This is a genomic window from Prevotella multiformis DSM 16608, from assembly GCF_000191065.1.
In the GTDB taxonomy this organism is placed as follows: domain Bacteria; phylum Bacteroidota; class Bacteroidia; order Bacteroidales; family Bacteroidaceae; genus Prevotella; species Prevotella multiformis.
Genome location: NZ_GL872282.1, coordinates 13,262 through 33,112, shown reverse-complemented (window position 1 = coordinate 33,112; position 19,851 = coordinate 13,262). Strand labels below are relative to the sequence as shown.

The 19,851-nt window shown below is 50.3% G+C and carries 19 protein-coding genes; 9 read left to right on the top strand and 10 right to left on the bottom strand.

The window, feature by feature from the left end; all coding sequences use genetic code 11:
* Positions 1 to 83: 83 nt before the first annotated feature.
* The gene (locus HMPREF9141_RS00155; RefSeq protein WP_007366320.1) at positions 84 to 923 is read right to left on the bottom strand and encodes an EFR1 family ferrodoxin; all 840 of its coding nucleotides are present in this window, start codon (positions 921 to 923) and stop codon (positions 84 to 86) included.
* 108 nt (positions 924 to 1,031) lie between these two features.
* On the opposite strand from HMPREF9141_RS00155, the gene HMPREF9141_RS00150 reads away from it, so the two are divergent.
* From HMPREF9141_RS00150 to dapA, 4 genes are all read left to right on the top strand, one after another.
* Positions 1,032 to 2,576 carry a ComEC/Rec2 family competence protein gene (locus HMPREF9141_RS00150; protein WP_007366319.1) on the top strand — a complete coding sequence of 515 codons (1,545 nt, stop codon included), beginning with the start codon at positions 1,032 to 1,034 and terminating at the stop codon, positions 2,574 to 2,576.
* 24 nt (positions 2,577 to 2,600) lie between these two features.
* Complete coding sequence (gene truA / locus HMPREF9141_RS00145; protein ID WP_174256057.1) at positions 2,601 to 3,362, top strand: tRNA pseudouridine(38-40) synthase TruA; 762 nt, start codon at positions 2,601 to 2,603, stop codon at positions 3,360 to 3,362.
* Positions 3,363 to 3,374: 12 nt separating this feature from the next.
* Complete coding sequence (locus HMPREF9141_RS00140; RefSeq protein WP_007366317.1) at positions 3,375 to 4,301, top strand: EamA family transporter; 927 nt, start codon at positions 3,375 to 3,377, stop codon at positions 4,299 to 4,301.
* 202 nt (positions 4,302 to 4,503) lie between these two features.
* Entirely contained in the window at positions 4,504 to 5,388 is an 885-nt protein-coding gene (gene dapA, locus HMPREF9141_RS00135) for a 4-hydroxy-tetrahydrodipicolinate synthase (RefSeq protein ID WP_007366316.1), read from the top strand.
* Positions 5,389 to 5,892: 504 nt separating this feature from the next.
* On the opposite strand, the gene pyrF is transcribed toward dapA, so the two are convergent.
* From pyrF to kdsB, 6 genes are all read right to left on the bottom strand, one after another.
* Positions 5,893 to 6,720 carry an orotidine-5'-phosphate decarboxylase gene (gene pyrF / locus HMPREF9141_RS00130; RefSeq protein ID WP_007366315.1) on the bottom strand — a complete coding sequence of 276 codons (828 nt, stop codon included), beginning with the start codon at positions 6,718 to 6,720 and terminating at the stop codon, positions 5,893 to 5,895.
* A gap of 184 nt (positions 6,721 to 6,904) precedes the next feature.
* Positions 6,905 to 8,017 carry a peptide chain release factor 1 gene (gene prfA / locus HMPREF9141_RS00125; protein WP_007366314.1) on the bottom strand — a complete coding sequence of 371 codons (1,113 nt, stop codon included), beginning with the start codon at positions 8,015 to 8,017 and terminating at the stop codon, positions 6,905 to 6,907.
* Positions 8,018 to 8,036: 19 nt separating this feature from the next.
* Positions 8,037 to 8,993, bottom strand: a complete 957-nt coding sequence (locus tag HMPREF9141_RS13955) for a hypothetical protein (protein ID WP_007366313.1) — start codon at positions 8,991 to 8,993, stop codon at positions 8,037 to 8,039.
* Positions 8,994 to 8,997: 4 nt separating this feature from the next.
* Positions 8,998 to 10,161 (bottom strand): AIR synthase-related protein, encoded by a 1,164-nt coding sequence (locus HMPREF9141_RS00115; RefSeq protein ID WP_007366312.1) that lies wholly within the window; start codon positions 10,159 to 10,161, stop codon positions 8,998 to 9,000.
* A gap of 131 nt (positions 10,162 to 10,292) precedes the next feature.
* Entirely contained in the window at positions 10,293 to 10,769 is a 477-nt protein-coding gene (locus HMPREF9141_RS00110; RefSeq protein WP_040554100.1) for an energy transducer TonB, read from the bottom strand.
* A 109-nt stretch (positions 10,770 to 10,878) separates the two neighbouring features.
* A complete protein-coding gene (gene kdsB, locus HMPREF9141_RS00105) occupies positions 10,879 to 11,619 on the bottom strand; it encodes a 3-deoxy-manno-octulosonate cytidylyltransferase (RefSeq protein ID WP_040554099.1) in 741 nt (246 codons plus the stop codon).
* Between the two features lie 131 nt (positions 11,620 to 11,750).
* Between kdsB and HMPREF9141_RS00100 the strand changes: the two genes are divergently transcribed.
* From HMPREF9141_RS00100 to rlmH, 4 genes are all read left to right on the top strand, one after another.
* The gene (locus HMPREF9141_RS00100) at positions 11,751 to 12,557 is read left to right on the top strand and encodes a Rossmann-like and DUF2520 domain-containing protein (RefSeq protein WP_007366309.1); all 807 of its coding nucleotides are present in this window, start codon (positions 11,751 to 11,753) and stop codon (positions 12,555 to 12,557) included.
* Positions 12,558 to 12,634: 77 nt separating this feature from the next.
* Positions 12,635 to 13,153, top strand: a complete 519-nt coding sequence (locus tag HMPREF9141_RS00095) for a KdsC family phosphatase (RefSeq protein ID WP_007366308.1) — start codon at positions 12,635 to 12,637, stop codon at positions 13,151 to 13,153.
* Between the two features lie 14 nt (positions 13,154 to 13,167).
* Positions 13,168 to 13,773, top strand: a complete 606-nt coding sequence (locus tag HMPREF9141_RS00090) for a Maf-like protein (protein WP_007366307.1) — start codon at positions 13,168 to 13,170, stop codon at positions 13,771 to 13,773.
* Positions 13,733 to 14,203: a 23S rRNA (pseudouridine(1915)-N(3))-methyltransferase RlmH gene (rlmH, locus tag HMPREF9141_RS00085; protein WP_007366306.1), complete on the top strand. Its 471-nt coding sequence runs from the start codon at positions 13,733 to 13,735 to the stop codon at positions 14,201 to 14,203. Before HMPREF9141_RS00090 ends, rlmH begins: the two co-directional genes overlap by 41 nt.
* 710 nt (positions 14,204 to 14,913) lie before the next feature.
* Here the strand turns inward: rlmH and HMPREF9141_RS00075 are convergent.
* Positions 14,914 to 16,572 (bottom strand): hypothetical protein, encoded by a 1,659-nt coding sequence (locus HMPREF9141_RS00075; RefSeq protein ID WP_007366302.1) that lies wholly within the window; start codon positions 16,570 to 16,572, stop codon positions 14,914 to 14,916.
* Between the two features lie 41 nt (positions 16,573 to 16,613).
* The gene (locus HMPREF9141_RS00070; protein ID WP_040554097.1) at positions 16,614 to 17,693 is read right to left on the bottom strand and encodes a hypothetical protein; all 1,080 of its coding nucleotides are present in this window, start codon (positions 17,691 to 17,693) and stop codon (positions 16,614 to 16,616) included.
* Positions 17,694 to 17,873: 180 nt separating this feature from the next.
* On the opposite strand from HMPREF9141_RS00070, the gene prmA reads away from it, so the two are divergent.
* Positions 17,874 to 18,740, top strand: coding sequence for a 50S ribosomal protein L11 methyltransferase (prmA, locus tag HMPREF9141_RS00065; protein WP_007366300.1), 867 nt, complete (start codon positions 17,874 to 17,876; stop codon positions 18,738 to 18,740).
* On the opposite strand, the gene HMPREF9141_RS00060 is transcribed toward prmA, so the two are convergent.
* Complete coding sequence (locus HMPREF9141_RS00060) at positions 18,649 to 19,491, bottom strand: glycoside hydrolase family 25 protein (protein ID WP_370991931.1); 843 nt, start codon at positions 19,489 to 19,491, stop codon at positions 18,649 to 18,651. The two genes, prmA and HMPREF9141_RS00060, sit on opposite strands and share 92 nt — an antisense overlap.
* Between the last annotated feature and the right edge of the window lie 360 nt (positions 19,492 to 19,851).

Below are 19,851 nucleotides of genomic sequence, written 5' to 3'. Positions count from 1 at the left end.
AAGATATATAGAAAAAGCTGCAGGTTGAGGCCTGCAGCTTTTTTTATGTCTGGATGAAACATCGTCATTGGGGGCTGCGCCCCTCAGGAATGCAGCCTGCTTCTTTTGTAGAAGTATTGTCCTTTATTCTTTGTGCGTTTCCCATACTCAATGGCATGGTGAGGGCAATGGTGATAGCAGGAAAAGCAGGTAAGGCATTTCCCGTTGTGCAACCAGTCAGGCTCATGCCCCAGTCCGCCCTTGATGTCGTTTACAGGACAGACACCGGCACAGATGCCGCATCTGACACAGCGGCTGCTGTCCACACGGAAAGGGGTGTCGGTGATAAGGAAACGTTCAAAGAATCCGCCGACCGGACCGGAGAAGAAAGAGGGTATCGGTCCCCGTTCCAGTCTTTCCCATCCCCATGGTTTCCCTTCCACGCCGCAGAGATGCCCTCTGACAGCCTTGGAAAACCGCTTCAGCTCTTCTTCCGCCGCCATTTTCTTGACGGCTTCCCTTTCTTTTGTATCTACATCCATGCCGGGCAGACCGACATACGACTCGGGCATGACCAGTGAGAATACGGCCTCCAGTTTCAGTAACCGCCCGCACGGAACGGATATGAGCTGCTGCTGGAAACGTTCCATGGCCTTGCCGATGGAGTCGCCGGCTGTAACAAGACAGAAGCAATAGTGCATGGTACCGTCAGTCCCGCCTCCTCCCGGTCCGAATGACAGTCTGCCCAGGAACTCTCTTATGATGCGGGGTACTCTCCAGCCGTGTATCGGAAAGATGAAGCCTACGTGTTCGCCGCTTTTCAATTCAAAGCGACATTCACTGCCGAGCACGTCCGGAATAGAGACCAGCGTATCACCGGTTTCCGAAGCCAGCGTCTCTGCAGCCCATTGGCTGTTGCCTGTACCAGAAAAGTAGAATATCATGCGGCAAAGATACTTATAATCTGCTGTTCCTGCAAGATTAGAAGAGTTATCCTTGCCGTTTCGTTTCTTTTTATTATTTTTGCAGCTGGTACGTGAAAGCATGATGCTATGAAACGAAAAACAGACCTGCTGATGTATCCCGCAGTAAAGCTGCTTGTACCGCTGTCGCTGGGTATTGCCGTGGGCGATGCAGTCGTGGATAAGGTCGGACCGGTGTGGTGGTGGGCGATGGCCGTCGGTATGGTCGTTGCGGCATCTGTCGTGCGGCATCGGAAGTACATCCAAAGTCTGCTGCTGCTCGTTGCAGTCTTTATGACGGGAGCTGCATTGGTAGCAGATCGGGAGCTGTCTATGCAGGTGAAACTGCCGGAACGTATAGCCGGATTCAATGCAGTTCTTCTTTCCGAGCCGGTTATCCATGGAAAGGTTGTCCAGACGGACCTGATGGTTATAAGGGAAAACGGCCTGCTGAAGGCCAAAGCCTCCATCTTTCGTGACACATTGACGAATCGTTACCGGTCCCTGCACACGGGTGACGGCATAGAGGCCATGGCTTATCTGGAGAAGCCTATGAACTTTTCGGATGCGACATTCGATTATGCCCGATGGTTGAGGCTGCACGGTTTTTCTGCGGAAACATTCCTCTGCCCTGACCAATGGCGGAAGAAAAAGGTGAATCTTCATCCAATGAGTTTTTTCCAGAGGTCGCTCCTGACAGCTGCTATATGCAGGCAGAAACTCATGAAGAAGTTGGCTGACAATCTTGAGGGGGACGCCCTGGCTGTTGTGACTGCCATGACGCTGGGTGACAGGCATCTGCTTGGCAAAGAGCTGAAGGAGGATTATTCCATCACCGGCGCAAGTCATGTGCTTGCCTTGTCCGGACTGCATCTGACGGTTGTCTATGGGCTGCTGATGCTTCTGCTGGGGCGGGTCGAACGCCTGCTGCCGGGACTTCGGCGGAAAGGAATCAGTGAGCTAACCGTGCTCTTTGCAGTGTGGAGTTATGTCGTATTGGTCGGAATGTCTTCCTCTGTGGTCCGTTCTGCTATGATGTTGACCATCTATTCGTTTGTCAGTCTTCTGAACAGAGACCGGCTCTCGGTGAATACGCTGGCTCTGACAGCGGTCATTATGCTTTTCTGCAATCCTCTCAGCCTTTTCGACATTGGCTTCCAGCTGTCTTTTGTTTCCGTGTGGTCGATACTGCTGTTCTATCCGCTCCTGTATCAGACTCTGTCTTCCCGGTATCTGAAGCATTGTGCCGCAGGCAGGTGGTTATGGGGGATGACGGCGGTATCGGTTGCCGCACAGTTGGGGACAGCACCGCTGATAGTTTTTTATTTCTGCCGTTTCTCTACGGTTTTCATCCCCGGCAGCCTCATTGCTGTACCAGGGACAATGATGATCATCTGGTCATCCGTCTTCATGCTGATCCTCTCTCCTTTTCCGGCTCTTTCTTCCTTTCTCTGTCAAATGGTAGGACAACTGGTCTACTGTCAGGACACGGCACTTCACTGGCTTGCATCTTTTCCCTGGGCAAGTATCGGAAACCTGCACGTCACTATCCTCCAGCTGGCTGTATATTATGCCATGCTGATGGGTGTGTGGTTGTTATGGAGTTTTCTTGCCGGAAAGACAGATTTCAGGTAATTTTTCGTAAATTTGCACATGATTATGCAACGATACTTTATCACCCTGTCATACGACGGGACGGCGTACCACGGCTGGCAGATCCAGCCGAACGGTATTTCTGTACAGGAAGTCCTTGAACGCTCGTTGTCTATCCTGCTGAAAGAGACAATCACCGTAACAGGCGCCGGCCGTACGGATGCCGGTGTGCATGGACGGATGATGGTGGCACATTTCGATACGGCACAGCCGTTCGACAGCGGACAGCTTGTTTACAAGATGAACCGTCTGCTGCCTCGTGACGTCTCTGTGAGCAGAATCGAGGCCGTCAGTGCGGATCTCCATGCTCGTTTCTCAGCTGTATCAAGAACCTACCACTATTATATCCATACCGGAAAACAACCCTTTTCGCACCGGTACTCATGTGAGATACATTACCCGCTTGACTTCGACAAGATGAATGAGGCTGCCTCTTATCTGATAGGGGAGAAGGACTTCAAATGTTTCTGCAAGGCTGGTGCAGACGTAAAAACCACCTTTTGTAATTTGACGGAAGCACGCTGGATACCTTTCGGGGACGGGCTTTCCTTGTCCTCGGGGAGTACAATCGCCAACTGGTGTTTTGTGATTACTGCCAACCGTTTTCTTCGCAATATGGTGCGTGCGGTTGTCGGAACTCTGGTCGATGTAGGGAGAGGGCGATTGTCTCTGGCTGACTTCAGGCAGATTGTAGACGGAGGAACAAGAAGTGATGCCGGCGAGAGCATGCCCGGAAATGCACTCTTCCTTTGGGATATAAAATACTAAAACAACGCTTTCATGTGGGTTTTACTGGCTTTTGTCTCGGCAGCTCTGCTGGGATTCTATGACACATCGAAGAAGTACTCTCTGCGTGGGAACGATGTCATACCCGTGCTGTTTCTCAACACCCTCTTTTGTTCGGCTATATTTCTGCCGTTGATTCTGCTGTCACAGGACACCTGTGTGCTTGATGGCAGTATCTTCTATGTCGGGTCCGGCGGCTGGGAGATGCACCGTTGGATCTTGCTGAAGAGCATGATTGTTCTGCTGTCATGGGTATTCGGCTATTTCGCCATAGCACATCTCCCCTTGACGATTGTCGGACCCGTGAATGCCACACGTCCGGTGATGACGCTTGTGGGAGCAATGGCCGTATTTGGAGAACGGCTGAACGGCTGGCAGTGGACCGGTGTCGTTCTTGCCGTGGCCTCCCTGTTTCTTCTGGCACGGAGCGGCCGGAAAGAAGGCATTGACTTCAGCCACAACAGGTGGATCTGCTTTCTCGTGCTGGCAGCATTGACGGGAACGTGCAGCGGACTGCTCGACAAGTATCTGATGGCAAGTCCTGAGAACGGCGGAGTAGGACTTGACCGCATGATGGCACAGAGCTGGTACAACATCTATCAATGCCTGATGATGGCAGCGGTATTCATAATATATAAGGTGAGAAGGCATGGCAGCAAGGCGGCGCATACACCTTTCAAGTGGAAATGGTCAGTTCTCCTCATTTCCCTTTTCCTTTCGATGGCAGATTTCGCCTACTTCTATGCACTGTCAATGCCCGGTGCGATGATTTCCATCGTGTCGATGGTACGCCGAGGGTCGGTAATTGTCTCTTTCCTTTGCGGTGCGTTGCTGTTCAGGGAAAAGAACCTGAAGGCAAAGGCTATCGACCTGTGTTTCGTTCTTCTTGGAATGATATGTCTTTGGATAGGGTCATACTAATGTGACAGGCTGTGAGCCTGGTTGGACCGGTTGTCCCCCTGCCCTTGAAGATAAAGTACAAAAGTCTTTGACGATTGGCAATAATTTGCTATATTTGCAACGATATTGACAGACGCTCTCTGGGTGTCAGAATACGAACAGGACTGCGCATTTGCTCCCCGGGGAGTCTTTACTGTGCGTCTTTTAAAGACGATAAATTACTATGCAGAATGTTTTTCACGGATTAGGTATAGCATTGATAACTCCATTCAAGGAAGATGGCAGTATAGATTATGATGCACTTGTAAGACTGGTTGAATATCAGCTGGACAATGGTGCCGATTTCTTCTGTATCCTTGCTACGACAGGTGAAGCTCCCTGCCTGACGCAGGCTGAAAAAAACGAGCTGACTGCCGTGATAAAACGAGTGGTCAAGGGACGTGTGCCGATTCTGAAGTATTGTGGGGGAAACAATACGGCGGCAGTTGTAGATGAAGTCAAGACAACAGACTGGAGCGGCATTGACGGCATTCTCAGCATCTGTCCTTATTACAACAAGCCCAGCCAGGAAGGGCTTTATCAGCATTTCAAGGCAATCGCACAGGCCAGCCCGCTGCCGGTTGTCATGTACAATGTGCCGGGAAGAACGGGGGTGAATATGACTGCCGAGACGGCGGTGCGTATCGCATCTGACTTTGACAACGTCGTCGCCATAAAAGAGGCATCAGGCAATCTGGAACAGGTTGACGAGATCATCAAGAACAAACCCAGACACTTCGAAGTAATCAGTGGTGACGACGCACTGACTTTCCCGATGATTGCAAGCGGTGCAGTTGGTGTCATCTCGGTTATCGGCAACGCACTCCCCAAGGAGTTCTCACGTATGATCCGTCTGGAATTCAATGGTGAGTATGAGCCTGCGCGCAAAATACATCATCAGTTTACGGAACTTTATAAACTGCTCTTTGTCGATGGAAACCCGGCAGGCTGCAAGGCTTTGCTGAATGACATGGGGATGATCGAGAATGTTCTGCGTCTTCCTTTAGTGCCGACGCGTATTGAAACGAAGCAGAAAATGAATGATATTCTGAAGAGGATGAGAATCTGAAGCAGGGACAATATGCTGCAAGGCGTATTGCCAAGGGTTTCATGCAGACACATACCTGTTGTTATGAGACCGGCCTTCTTACAGTGTCTTTTTCACTTTACTGCGGTATCAGATTGACAGGAGATAAGCCTCGATGTATGAAGGCATATCTCCTGTCTTTGCATTCTATCGGCTTATCTTTTGTAAAGATAAAATCGTCCCTGATTTCAAGCGGGGCTTATCTGCATCCTTATCAGGCATTAATTGAGATCCAAGTGGTGCTTAGTTGAGGCCTTACTGGTGCTTAGTTGGCCTCCATTCAGGCCTCTTTTCCATTCCGATTTGTAACAGGCTGGAATGCTGTATGTTACAAGTGAGAAGCGACTCCATATAAGTTGGAAATCTAAATTAGAGGGGCTTCTTTTTTGTAAACATATTTTAAAGCTCTCAACTTGAGTCCTCGCTGTTCTGCTAAGGTCTTATGTCTGGGATGCACATCCTCTTCCAGTTCCTCGACTGCATAATTTACCTGACGGATCGATTCAGTTCAACGGCCATTTCTTCCTGCATTTCTCTGGCCTTCCGGGCAGCAGCTTCTGCAAAGTCTGTTCCCTTGCCGGCATAAATGATGCCGCGGGACGAATTGACAAGCAGACCGCAGTCCTTTGTCATCCCGTATTTGCAGACTTCCTGTAGACTTCCTCCCTGTGCCCCGACACCTGGCACCAAGAGAAAATGCTCTGGAGCAATTCGGCGGATATCCTCGAACATCCTGCCCTGTGTGGCACCGACGACATACATCAGATTCTCGGGTGTTCCCCATTCCTGAGAATTCTTCAGCACCTTCTCGAAGAGCCGTTCGCCAGACTTGTCTTCCGTCAGCTGGAAGTCGTGGCTGCCCTTGTTGCTGGTCAGTGCCAGAAGTATTACCCATTTGCCGTTATACTCGAGGAAGGGGTTCACGCTGTCTTCGCCCATGTAGGGAGCGACGGTGACAGAGTCGAGGTCGTATTCCTCGAAGAATGTCCGGGCATACATCTTCGAGGTATTGCCGATGTCGCCACGCTTGGCATCAGCAATGATGAAATGTGTGGGGTAATGGTTTTTCAGATACTGGATGGTCTTTTCAAAGGCCATCATGCCTTTCAGTCCATAGCTTTCATAGAAAGCGAGGTTGGGCTTATAGGCCACGCAATAAGGGGCTGTGGCATCAATGATCGCCTTGTTGAAGGCGAAGATCGGATCAGTCTCATTTTTCAGATGTTCAGGAATCTTGCTGATGTCTGTGTCGAGACCGACGCAAAGAAAGGTTTTCTTCGTGAAGATCTGGTGGATAAGCTGCTGTCTGTTCATATTGAGTGTTTAATGAAATATTATGTGAAAGAATCACGTCAAAGTCCATGTAAGTAATCAATAGGGACAGGCACCCTCGTCTGTCCGCACATTCCAACGTGTGTCGGATAGATGAGGGTGCCTGTCCCTACTGGTCATCTTTCATTTGCCGGTTCGGCATATCCCTGCTGTATAGGTTGAAATCTTATAACTCTGTTTCCTTCAGTTTCTCTGCATTCTCTGCTACCGTTAGAGCATCAATCATCTCCTGGATATCACCGTTCATGAACCCCTGGAGGTCGTGAGTGGTAAAGCCGATGCGGTGGTCGGTAACACGGCCCTGCGGGAAGTTGTAGGTCCGGATTTTTGCACTGCGGTCACCGGTAGAGACAAGCGTCTTGCGGCGGCTGGCAATATCGTCGATATACTTCTGATGCTCGTGATCATAGATATATGTGTACAGACGGCTCAGTGCACGCTCCTTGTTCTTCGGCTGGTCACGGGTCTCGGTACATTCAATGAGGATCTCCTCGACCTCCCCCGTGTTAGGATTCTTCCACGGATAGCGCAGACGGACACCGGACTCCACCTTGTTCACGTTCTGGCCGCCGGCGCCGCTGGAACGGAAAGTGTCCCACTTGATGTCACCCTCGTTGATGTTCACCTCAAACTTGTCGGCCTCCGGCAAAACGGCCACTGTCGCGGCAGAGGTGTGCATACGCCCCTGTGTCTCGGTTGCAGGTACCCGCTGCACACGGTGGACACCGGACTCATACTTCAACGTTCCGTACACGTTCTCGCCTTCAACCGCAAAGTCAATCTCCTTGAAACCGCCTACGGCTCCTTCCGACACGGAAGTGACAGACAGCTTCCAGCCCTTCTTGTCGCAGTAACGCTTGTACATATTGAAAAGGTCGCCGGCAAACAATGCGGCCTCATCACCGCCGGCACCGCCCCGGATTTCCATCTGTACGTTCTTGCCGTCTTCCGGATCTTTCGGAACAAGGAGGAGCTTGATTTCCTCTTCAATCTTCGGCTGCAGCCCCTCATTTTCTGACAGCTCTTCACGAGCCATCTCCTTCATTTCGGCATCGCTCTCGTTGGCGATGATGTCCTTTGCTTCCTTGATGGTCGTAAGACAGTTGACGTAACGGCGCCGGGCATCCATGATGTCGCCGAGATCCTTGTATTCCTTTGTCAGCTTTACGTAACGTTTCTGGTCCGCAATGACGCTCGGGTCGGTAATGAGCGTAGATACTTCCTCGTAACGGGCCTCAAGACCGTCGAGCTTCTGTAATATATTGTTGTTGTCTGTCATCTTGATTTATCCTGTGTTATTATATTTCTTCGTCTGTTGTCGGGATGTTGTGTTCTATGCAATATTGTTGTATTTCTCCGTCACCAAGGAGGAATTTGTCACATATATTACCGAGTGCAGCCTTAGAGGGATTGAAGTGTTTGTCATCGGCCGTCATCGTTGCTTCTACAAGTCTGATGAACTCCTTGAAGTCCGCATTGATTTCGCATAGTTTGTCTATCGTACTGAAGTCCAACTGTCTGTCTACGGCATCAAACCACACCTGACTCTCGTAAGGGTTGGCTTTGAGCAATATGAATCCTATACCGAAAGAATGATTCAGGCGGGCGAGTTCTTCTCTAAGGTCTTCATTTATGTCGAATGCGACAAGATACCCTTTATTGGCCCAGCTTGAGTTCGATACAGCCTGAAAGAAGCATTTCTTCAACTCATAATCATTGTCTATCCTGCGCTTTAATTCATAAGAGTACAGACACAGGGAATCGTTCTTGTTTAATGCTTTGAAGAGCGCGTTGCAGATAGAATTCTTCTGCCCGGTGAATTTTGCTCCGATTATGTCAGGATGTACCCACTTCTGATGATCTTCAGCTTTTGTAGACTTCTCATGAAAGATGGTCTTTGCCATAATCCCTCTGTAATTGAGATAACTGCAGAGAAGAGGATGCAGGTCCCTTTCATGAAAGCCGGCTTTTGTTCTCATGGGAGAAGGCTGTGTCGTAACAGTATTCTCTGAACTGGAAGAATACTTGCAGAGGAGGTAACAATAGACATTTTTATCGTTCTTAAAACGTTTAATGCGGACATCCCCATGTTTCACCATTGTTGTCAATTGTGCACAGGTTGTCGCATCGGGTGTCTTTGCCTCCTTGTTGAATTCAAAGATACGCCTCTGGAGGATATTCTCATATACCTCACGACCTGTTGCACCATTGGGAAAATCTTCCAGGCTCAGTAATATGGCATCCTTTATGGTCATGGCTTTAATAATCGAAGTTCCCGAACTCGCTCTTGATGGTCAGGCTGCGCCTGCCTTCTTCAATGTGTCCGATGACTTGAGCGTCGATGTTGAATGACTTGCTGATGGCAATGACCTGACCGGCCACCTCCGGACGGACATAGATTTCCATGCGATGCCCCATGTTGAATACCTGATACATCTCTTTCCAGTCTGTTCCGCTGCAGTCCTTGATGGCACGGAAGAGCGGAGGGACAGGGAACATATTGTCCTTGACGACGCGGCAGTTGTCGCCAACGAAGTGAAGAACCTTCGTCTGCGCACCGCCTGTGCAGTGTACCATTCCATGCACCTCGGGGCGCAGTTCGTCCAGCAGCCGCCTGATGACCGGTGCATAGGTGCGTGTGGGAGAGAGGACCAGTTCTCCGGCATTGACCGGACAGCCTTCAATGGCATCGGTCAGTCTGTATTTGCCGCTGTAGACCAGTTCTTCAGGAACAGCATGGTCGTAACTCTCCGGGAACTTCTCTGCAAGGTATCTGGCAAAGACATCATGACGTGCGGAGGTCAGTCCGTTGCTGCCCATGCCGCCATTGTATCGGGTCTCGTATGTCGCCTGACCGGTAGATGAAAGGCCGACAATCACATCACCCGGACGGATGTTTGCATTGTCGATTACGTCCTTGCGGCGCATACGGCAAGTGACCGTCGAGTCCACGATAATCGTGCGGACAAGGTCGCCCACATCGGCGGTCTCACCTCCTGTGGGATAGATGCCGATTCCCATCCTGCGCATATCAGCCAGAAGTTCATCGGTACCATTGATGATGGCAGAGATCACTTCGCCCGGCACAAGCAGCTTGTTGCGGCCGATGGTGGAGCTGACCAGGATATTGTCTATCGCCCCCACACAGAGCAGGTCGTCCGTATTCATGACGATGGCGTCCTGTGCGATGCCGCGCCATACGCTGATGTCACCGGTCTCCTTCCAGTACATATAGGCGAGTGACGACTTCGTGCCGGCTCCGTCCGCGTGCATGATGTTGCAATACTCCGGGTCGCCACCGAGGATGTCGGGGATAATCTTGCAGAAAGCCTGCGGGTAGAGACCTTTGTCGATGTTCTTGATGGCGTTGTGCACATCTTCCTTGGCAGCACTTACGCCGCGCATCATATATCTGTTGTTCATATTGAAAAGAAGTTGTTCAAGGAGTGGTTATCCGTAAGGACACAGAATGTAATAAGAGCGGTTGCCCGAATTTCTTCCTCCTTTTCCTGCTGTGAGAAAAGGCACATCCGTTCGTCTCCAGACCATTCGGTCTATCTGAGATTGAAACCGACCGGCAGGCTGAACGCCACGTCTATTTTCTTCCCGTCCGCCTCAGCGGGTTCCCACTTCGGCATCAACCGGATGACACGTGCGGCTTCTTTTGCAAAGCCTTTTGCACAAGCCTTTTTAAGTTTCATCTGTTCATCAGCCGTCAATCTGTTGAAGACCCTTTTGTCATAGTCTGTAATCTTGCAATCTACGGCAGACAGATTCCTGATGCTTCCGTTTCTGCTGACAGTGAACTTCATGACGACTCTTCCCTGTACACCGGATTTCTCGGCTACAACAGGATAATGAAGGTTCAATACGAGGAAGGCTCTCAGCGCCCCTTGTCCACCGGGATACTGCGGCATCTTGTCAATGACATGGTAAACCTTGGCGGTATCGGCAGGAGAACCGGCGGCCTGCGCCTGTACACCTACGGAAATGGAGATCAAGAACAGGAGCGTAAGGATTGATTTCTTCATTGTAAACAGTTTTTTGAAATTCCTTGCAAAGATAGCTAATATTTGTTGATTATCTGCCGGGCGGACCGTATATTTTCTGTCTGCCATCCGACATGCCCGCCTTTCCGCTTTACAAAACAGACAGTTTCCGCTCTGCCCGTTGCAGGTCTTCCGGCGTGTCGATGCCGATGGTCTCCACATCCGTCAGTCCCACTTTGATTTTATAGCCGTTCTGCAGCCATCGCAGCTGTTCGAGACTTTCCGCCAGTTCAAGCGAAGATTGTGGAAGACTGCTTACCTCCCGCAGCACTTCCGTGCGGTAGGCATAAAGCCCGATGTGCTTAAGGAACGGATAGGAGGAAAGCCATTCCGAAGTCTCCTTGCCGCGGACGAAAGGAATGACGGAGCGTGAAAAGTAAAGGGCATAGCCGTCGTTATCGAGGACGATCTTGGGTGAATTGGGATTCCGGGCAGCCTCGAAGGTCTCGAAAGGCTTGCCCAGCGTGGCAATCTGTGTGCGTGGATCATCAAAACAACACATGACCGTCTCGATCTGGCTCTTTTGTATGAAAGGCTCGTCGCCCTGTATGTTGACGACGACTTCGAAGTCACCGCCTATTTTGTCGAGTGCTTCGCAGATTCTGTCTGTACCGCTCTTATGGTCGGAACGGGTCATTACGGCCTTTCCGCCGAACGCCTGAACGGCATCGTGTATGCGAGGGTCGTCCGTAGCCACATAGACATCTTCCAGCACACTGCTTACCTGTCTGTAAACGTGCTCGATAACCTTCTTTCCTCCAAGCATAGCAAGAGGCTTCCCAGGGAAACGTGAAGAACCGTAACGGGCGGGGATTATTCCAATAAATTTCATAGAATCCTTAATCCTTTTAAAATTTGATAAACCATACTTCTCAGAAAGAAGTACGTACAAAAATAGCAAATCTTTTTTAAAAAGGAAACGCATTCCTGATTTATTTCCTTTAAAAGTATTAAATTTGTTGCATGATGAAAGTGACGCTGATAGGTGCCGGTAATCTCGCCACCCAATTGGGCAAGTCGCTGCACAGGGCAGGCGTGGAGATCTGTCAGGTGTTCAGCCGTACGGAGGAATCCGCCAGGACACTGGCCGGACTGCTTGATGCAGACTGGTTGACAGATGTCAGCCGGCTACGCAGCGATGCCGACATATACGTGCTTTCCGTAAAGGACAGCGTGCTGTGCAGGCTGATACCGGAGGTCTGCAAGGGTAGGGGAGACAAGCTGTTTCTCCACACGGCGGGCTCCATGCCCATGCGCTGTTTTGAAGGACAGGCACGGCATTATGGCGTGCTTTACCCGATGCAGACATTTTCCAAAAAACATGAAGTCTGCTTTGCGGATATTCCCGTCTTCATAGAGGGAAACACGCAGGAGACAGAAGAACAGATCCGGAGCTTTGCCCGTCGGCTGTCCCGTCGGATCTTCTCCTTGTCCTCTTCGGACAGGCAGTATCTGCATCTGGCGGCCGTATGGGCATGTAATTTCACGAACTACTGCTATGGCGTGGCTTCCAAGTTGCTCAGTGAGCACGGAATCCCCTTTGACGTGATGCTTCCACTGATTGATGAAACGACACGTAAAATCCACAAGTCAGCTCCGGCAGAAGCACAGACAGGTCCTGCGGTGCGCGGCGACCGGAATGTGATGCGCAGGCAGCTTGCACTGATGGATGGACGAAGTGATCTGCAGGAGCTTTACCGGCTGATCTCGGCCGGGATAGGCGAGGAGGCCTCCGCCACCCATGCCGCCCCGGACGAAGAATCTCATTGACCCGGCAGTCTCCACCCGGTCTGTACCATATTCCACCCCCTTCATAGAACCCCATTACATGAATATTGCATAATGATATGATAAACTACGATTTACAGAAAATCAAGGCAGTCGTCTTTGATGTGGACGGTGTGCTGTCAGCCTGTACCATTCAGATGGATGAAAAGGGCGAGCCGGTCCGCACAATCAACATCAAGGACGGTTATGCCATGCAGCTGGCTGTGAAGCATGGCATCCGACTGGCAATCATGACCGGCGGACATAACGAGAATGTCCGTTTCCGCTATGAGTATCTTGGAGTTAAGGATATTTACATCAACTGTTCCATGAAGATACGCACATGGGAGGAGTTCCTCTCCAGATATGACCTTCGTGAGGAGGAAATCATTTACGTCGGTGATGACATACCAGACTACGAGGTGATGAAACGTGCCGGCTGTCCCTGCTGCCCGAAAGACGCCTGTGCTGAAATCAAGGAAATCGCCGCTTATGTGAGTGATTATGCCGGTGGGCACGGCGTGGCACGTGACATTCTGGAGCAGGTGATGAAGGCGCAGGGAAAATGGGTGTTGAATGAAAAGGCCTTCGGCTGGTAAAGGAAAGGAAGCAGATGAAACACATTATCCTTGCCAGCAACTCCCCCCGCCGGCGCGAACTGCTGGCCGGTCTGGGTCTGGACTTTGAAGTACGTGTCCTGCCCGATATTCCGGAAGAGTACCCGCAGGAGCTTCCCGCAAAAGAGGTGGCGGGCTTCATCGCCCGTGAGAAGGCTGACGCTTATAGAGGGACAATAGGACAGAACGACCTGGTTATCACGGCCGACACGGTTGTCGTTGTCGGCAACGAAATACTCGGCAAGCCCAAGGATGCGGAGGATGCCCGCCGTATGCTCCGTCTTATCAGCGGAAGAACACATCAGGTCGTGACAGGAGTCTGTCTGCTGACGGAAGAGAAGGAACGGAACTTCTCTGTAACGACAGACGTCTCTTTCAGGCAGCTGTCGGAAAAGGAGATCAACTATTATATCGAGAGGTACAAGCCATTTGACAAGGCCGGGGCGTATGGCATCCAGGAATGGATAGGGTATGTGGGCGTCACATCCATTAGCGGGAGCTATTTCAACGTCATGGGATTGCCGGTACAGAGAGTATGGGAAGAAATAAAGAAACTGGGGTATGAAGACGGTCCTTCTTCTTGTCGGAAAGACGCAGAATAAGATTTTCAGGTCGGGAATCGACGACTATGTAAGCCGTATCGGACATTACATGCCGTTCAACGTAACGACTGTTCCGGAACTGAAAAATACGAAAAGCCTTTCAGAAGACCAGCAGAAACGGAAAGAGGGCGAACTGATCCTGAAGGAGATACAGCCTTCTGATACCGTCGTGCTGCTGGATGAACATGGAAAGGAACTCCGTTCCGTAGAATTTGCAGGCTGGCTGCGACAGAAACAGCATACAGTCCGCCGGCTCGTATTTGTCATTGGCGGACCGTACGGCTTTTCACCAGACATCTATGCACGTGCCGATGATTCTGTTTCATTATCCCGCATGACGTTTTCCCATCAGATGGTGCGCCTCATCTTTACCGAACAGCTGTACCGCGCCTGCACAATCATCAAGGGAGAACCTTATCATCACGAATGAACCGCTCTGTTGAACTGACGACAGCCCTGTACCGGCTGACAGAACTTAAGCCTGACGGACGAGAAGAAAGATGTCCGTCGGCCTTTGCCTGTGCACACATGACGGACAGACACTATACTTGTGACGACACGCCTGATTGTTCCCGGCGGCAGTCCCCGCTGTCATCGAACGATTGGGAACACTGTTCCCGGCCGTTGGGAACGGGAGTACCGGCCGCCGGGAATACAGTTCCCAACCGGTTGGGAATCGCATTCCCGGCAATATCCGGTAAGTCCGCATGGACAGTCAGCTCCAAGCAGGACTCCCTGAATGCAATGATGACAATCGAACTTATATAGGACTCTTTGAGTTTACATCCTATATAACTGACAAGAAATCATACCTTTCATTTACCGAGAAGACCATCATCCCTGGACTTGCGGAAAAAGGACAGACAACGTCTGCGTTCCCTCTTGCCGCACGATAAACAAATAATAGGGATTATGATAAATATATACTTTTATATGACCTCTGATTAAATCATAGAGGTCTGCGAAAAAGAAACAAAACACCATCCCTGCAGGCTATAAATAAAAAAGGTAAAAGAGCGTAGACCCTTTTACCTTTCTGCATGACTATGCTGACGCATGGTTTTTGAGAATATTCCCTTTCCGTTTTATCGGCTTAAGCCATTTTGCCAGAACCTGTTTCTATTAATTCCTGATACCACTTTAAAAGCGGTAACCCAATGTAAGGAGCAGCTGGCTCTTGTCGTTCTTGACTTTGGTTCCACTTGCAATATTCGAGACAATCTTGTTCGTCGTCTTTCCCGTAACAGGATCCGTTGTCGGTACAGAGACATTCCGCATGGTGGAGAACGGATAGAAATCTCCTTCCTGTGCACTGTATTGATAAGCCAGATCGATATTGAATTTCTGAATCTGGTAACCGATACCTAATGTGACACGGTTCGTTCCCTTCCAATTCGTATAATCCGTCGTGGATGTATAGGAAGTACCCAGAGACGGAACCGTCGTACCTTTCTGTGCTTCACTTCCATACGCTGCACTGATGAAATTATAGCCTGCACGCAGGGCGAGATTCGTCACGGGTTTGTACTCGACACCTAACTTCAGCGTGCTGACACCTTTCAACGCTCCCTTCGTATGCGTGTTCATCTTCTTGTCGGGAGAAGAAGAGCTGTAATATTCATCATAATAATAATCGTAATATCCGCCGTCGTTGATGCGACTGTTGATATGACTATAATCCTCATACTCATAGCTTGCCCCGAGTGCCAGATAGTTTCCTACGGTATGCCCCAATGAGAAACCGAACTTCCAGGGAGTCCAGATCTTGTAATCATAGCTGTTCCCGATGCTTCCCTGGGTATAGGTCCCGCCGGCACCTGGCTTCAGAGAATAATTGATTGAAGTGCTGTTCTCAGTCGTCAGGTCGTACCAGGTCGGGGTCTTGACATAAGCACCGATCCGGAAAGGAGACTCGGCAACAGGACGGACGATAACTCCGGCTGTAACATCAAATCCTGTTCCGGTGATCTTCTGGTCATTGGTATAGCGTACTCCCCCCAGGTCACCTGTCCACATCTCGGTATACTCGCTGTATGCCTTGTAGTGGACGTCTTTCAAGCCGAACGTCAGACCCAAGTACACCCGATCGTTCAGATTCCCGCTGACACTGAAGTCATAATTTGATATATAACCTGTCTGTTTGCGGTTGAAATCATAGGACTGTCCGTCGTACGCATAGGCTCTGCCGCCCTGGTTGACATCGGGGATGAGCGTATTCCAATAAAGGTAATCGGCCTGGCTCCACGTGTAGGCGGTCTCGTTGCTTGTGCCGTTCACATAACCGATATTCTCATTGTTTCCCTTGGGATTCGGACGTACATTGAATCCGCCGGCACCTTCCTCTCCAAGTGCTCCTTTCAGATAGGACTGCTTGTTCTGTGAACTGCCGTCCAGCAATCCCGACGCATTCAGGATATGATCGAAATTCTTTCCCTTATGGTAGTTAAAGCCGAAGTTCAGGAACGACTTCAGTCCTGTACGGGTTGTGTACACGCCGCCTATCTGGTCAAAACTTGGATTGGTCTTGTTGCCATTGGCAAATTCCTTTCCGCCAGCCTGCATAAGAAGTCCTCCACTGATGCTGACGCTGCTATGCCGGAACAGGCCGAGACCGGCCGGGTTCGTACCGATGGTCGAGATGTCCGCACCCAACGCTTCCATTGCACCGCCCATGCCAACATAGCGTGCAGTACCGTTCAGGTCTTCTCCTGTCAGTTTCGCATTCTCGTAAGTCTCCTGTGCATTCGCCGTCAAGGCTGCGAGCAAGGACACTGCAAAGAAAACATATTTCCTTCTCATAATGTGTATGATTCAATTTTGTTATACGTGTTCCATACTGATTATCTGTGACCGCCGAAGCTGCCGCCACCGCCGCGTGAACCGCCGAAACTGCCGCCTCCGGCACGTGAACCGCCGAAGCTGCCACCACCGAAAGTGCTTCTTGTCGCTCCGCCGAATGAGCTGTTGGAGGGAGCCGAGTAGCTGCTGTTGGGCGTGGAGTAAGAACGTGTGCCTTGATTTCCGTACGTCTGACGCGATCCTCCGAACTGACCGACATTGCTTCTGTCCGGAACAGAACTTCCATTGAACCGGCCGCCCTGTCCAGGGCTCATTGTGCCGGTCTGTCCCCGGTAGCCCGAGAAGTTCCCATAAGCGCCTCCCCTTTCAACACTGCCGCGATATACATTTCCGCTGTTGCGACCCCAGTGGTTGGCCGTTCCTGTATGCCCGTTGTAGGTATAGTAACCGCCTCTTCTGTATCCATAATACGGATAGCCCCAGCCGTAGTAGCCCCGCCAGGGACCATACCATCCATAACCCGCATAGCCGTAATAGTAAGGATAGCCGCGGTAATAAGGATAACCGCCGTAGTAACCATAATAAGGATAGCCGCCGTAGTAACCATAATAAGGATAACCGCCGTAGTAACCATAATACCAAGGATCATCCCATGGGTCGTACCAGCCACCATAATAGGGTGAATGCCATCCCCACCCTATGTAGACGGATGGACGTCCCGCAAACCAAGGGTCGTAATAGCCGCCCCAGAACCCATCAAAACGGCTCATCCTCCTGCTGTAGACGAAATCGTCGTCCCCACGCTGGTAGCTACGCGTGAAGCCGCCATAGACCGTGTCCAGCACCACCGAATCTCCATGCAGCGTGGATATGCGTGACATGAAGATGTCATTGCCCAAAGAATCTACACCGATCTTCTTATAGCTGTACTGCCCGCGACGATTGTATTCATCGCTGGATTTCCCGATACCGCTATAATAGACAGGGCGATCTTCCTCTGTTCTTTTCTGTTGGTAAGCAGACTGCTCCGCTTTTGACGGGGTAAAATAAAGGTCATCCTGTGCCATCGACAGCAATGGCATAGCACCAAGTAAAACCGAAAGTAATACTGCTCTTTTCATATACCCTTTGTTGTTAAGTTCATAATTATTTATTCTTCTATCTCTTTCAGGAACCGTATGTCTACAATTCTGATAATGCAAAAATAAGACATCTTTCATTGCAAATATACGGATTTTCCCTAATCCATGATAGGTTTTTCCCTATTTTTTATAATTTTGCAGTAGAAATTTAACACCAAGATGAAATATATACAAGCAAAGTTCACGGCAGAACCTGACTCACAGGATGTAAGGGACATAATAGCGGCTCTTGCAGGTGAAGTCGGTTTTGAATCCTTCTCGGACGGACCGGAGGGACTTGTGGGATATTGTCAGGAAAATCTTTTCGATGCTGATGCTCTGGGGTATGCCATGAAAAGCCTGCCCATGCCGGGCGTGGACGTGTCGTTCACGGTGAGCAAGGTGGAGGACCGGAACTGGAATGAAAAATGGGAGGAAAGCGGCTTCTCCCCTATTCTCATAGACGACAGGTGTGCCATCGTCTGCAAGGACATGGAAAAAGCGGAGGCCTGTCAGCCGGCTCTGAAGGCAATCCCGATGAAGATCGTCATTGATGCGCAGCAGGCTTTCGGCACAGGCACACATGAAACGACCTACATGATCGTCTCCCTGCTGTTGAATATGGATCTGAAAGGGAAAAGGGTGCTCGACTGCGGATGCGGCACAGGCATTCTGAGCATAGTGGCGGCAAAATGCGGTGCGAAAGAAGCCGTCTGCTATGACATAGATGAATGGAGCGTTCGGAATGCCCAGCATAATGCCGAACTGAATGGAGTGGAGATAGACGTGCTTGAAGGTGACAAGAGCGTACTGTCGCATATAAGCGGCGTTTTCGACATAATCATGGCAAACATCAACCGCAACATCATCCTTGAAGACCTGGAGGCTTTTGCCAGTGTCACCACGACGGACTCGAAGATCATTCTCAGTGGATTCTACGGGCAGGATGCAGACCCTATTCTTCAGAAGGCAGCAGAGCTGGGTCTGAAAGAGAGGCGGCGTCTGTCGAATCACGACTGGTGCTGCCTGCTTCTTGAGCGGGCTTAGCTTCAGGAACAAGCAGCTGCTGCAAATCGTAGAAACTGCCATTGTAGATGTCCAAGTCTACGTATCCGCTGATTCCCGGCAGCTTTCCGGCATCGGTATGCTGCCAGAACTTCCATTTCCCTTTATACTCCATCTGATCCACGTAGTAGTGGGCGATCCAATAGGGGTAATCGTCGAAACGGGAATCAGACAGATAGAGATCCTTGAACTTATAATAAGTATAGATGATGGGTTTCACATGATATCTGTCCTCCACAATATGCAGCCATGTAAGGACATTCTGCTGGAATTCCTCCGTGCTGATGTTCTTGGGTTTGTGTTCTACATCGAGGACGGGAGGCAGGTCGCCCGGCTGCAAGTGGATCATGGCAAGGAAGAAGTAGGCCTGCCGGCGTGCCGGCGAATTGTTGCTCCAGAAGTGATAGACACCTCTTATGAAGCCCGCCTCCTTTGCATTATAGAAATTCTCTCTGAATCTTGCATCAAGATGGCTGTCCCCTTCTGTCGATTTTATGATGATGAAACGGATAGGGGAACGATCGATCATGGCATTCCTGAGCCGGTTCCAGTTGACCGCCCCCTGATAACGGCTGATGTCAATTCCATGGATTGTATAACCCGAGGGGTAGTCCGGATCACCGTAAATCGCCCGCCATCTGAATCCTGTCGGGGCAACGAAGAAGCAATAAAAAAGGAAACTGTAGATTGCCGCAAGACATATCCCTCCCGCCCACTTCATCCAGTCCGGCATGTGCTGCCAGACCTTTCGTGCTGAATGGGACATCTTGGAGACAAACATCTTTCGCCTTGTTGTTAATTTGAAGTTTCAGGATCTTTATATGTGATTATCAAAAAGATTCTTTCTGTTTTCACGCCTTGAAATCACTCTTCTCTGATACGAAGAAGGAGACCGGGTCTCCGGGACGGGACAGAACAGAAAAACTCTCGCTGCCTTGACCATGAGCAGGCGGGAAGTCTGTCTATGGCCTGGTCTGGCGTTGCAAGTGGCATCGACATACATCGCAGGTACAGTGAACAAGCTTCTTTTCGCACGTCTTTCATAATCAACAGCTTTTCTATGTGGGAACAATGATATTCGGAATTGTCTGGC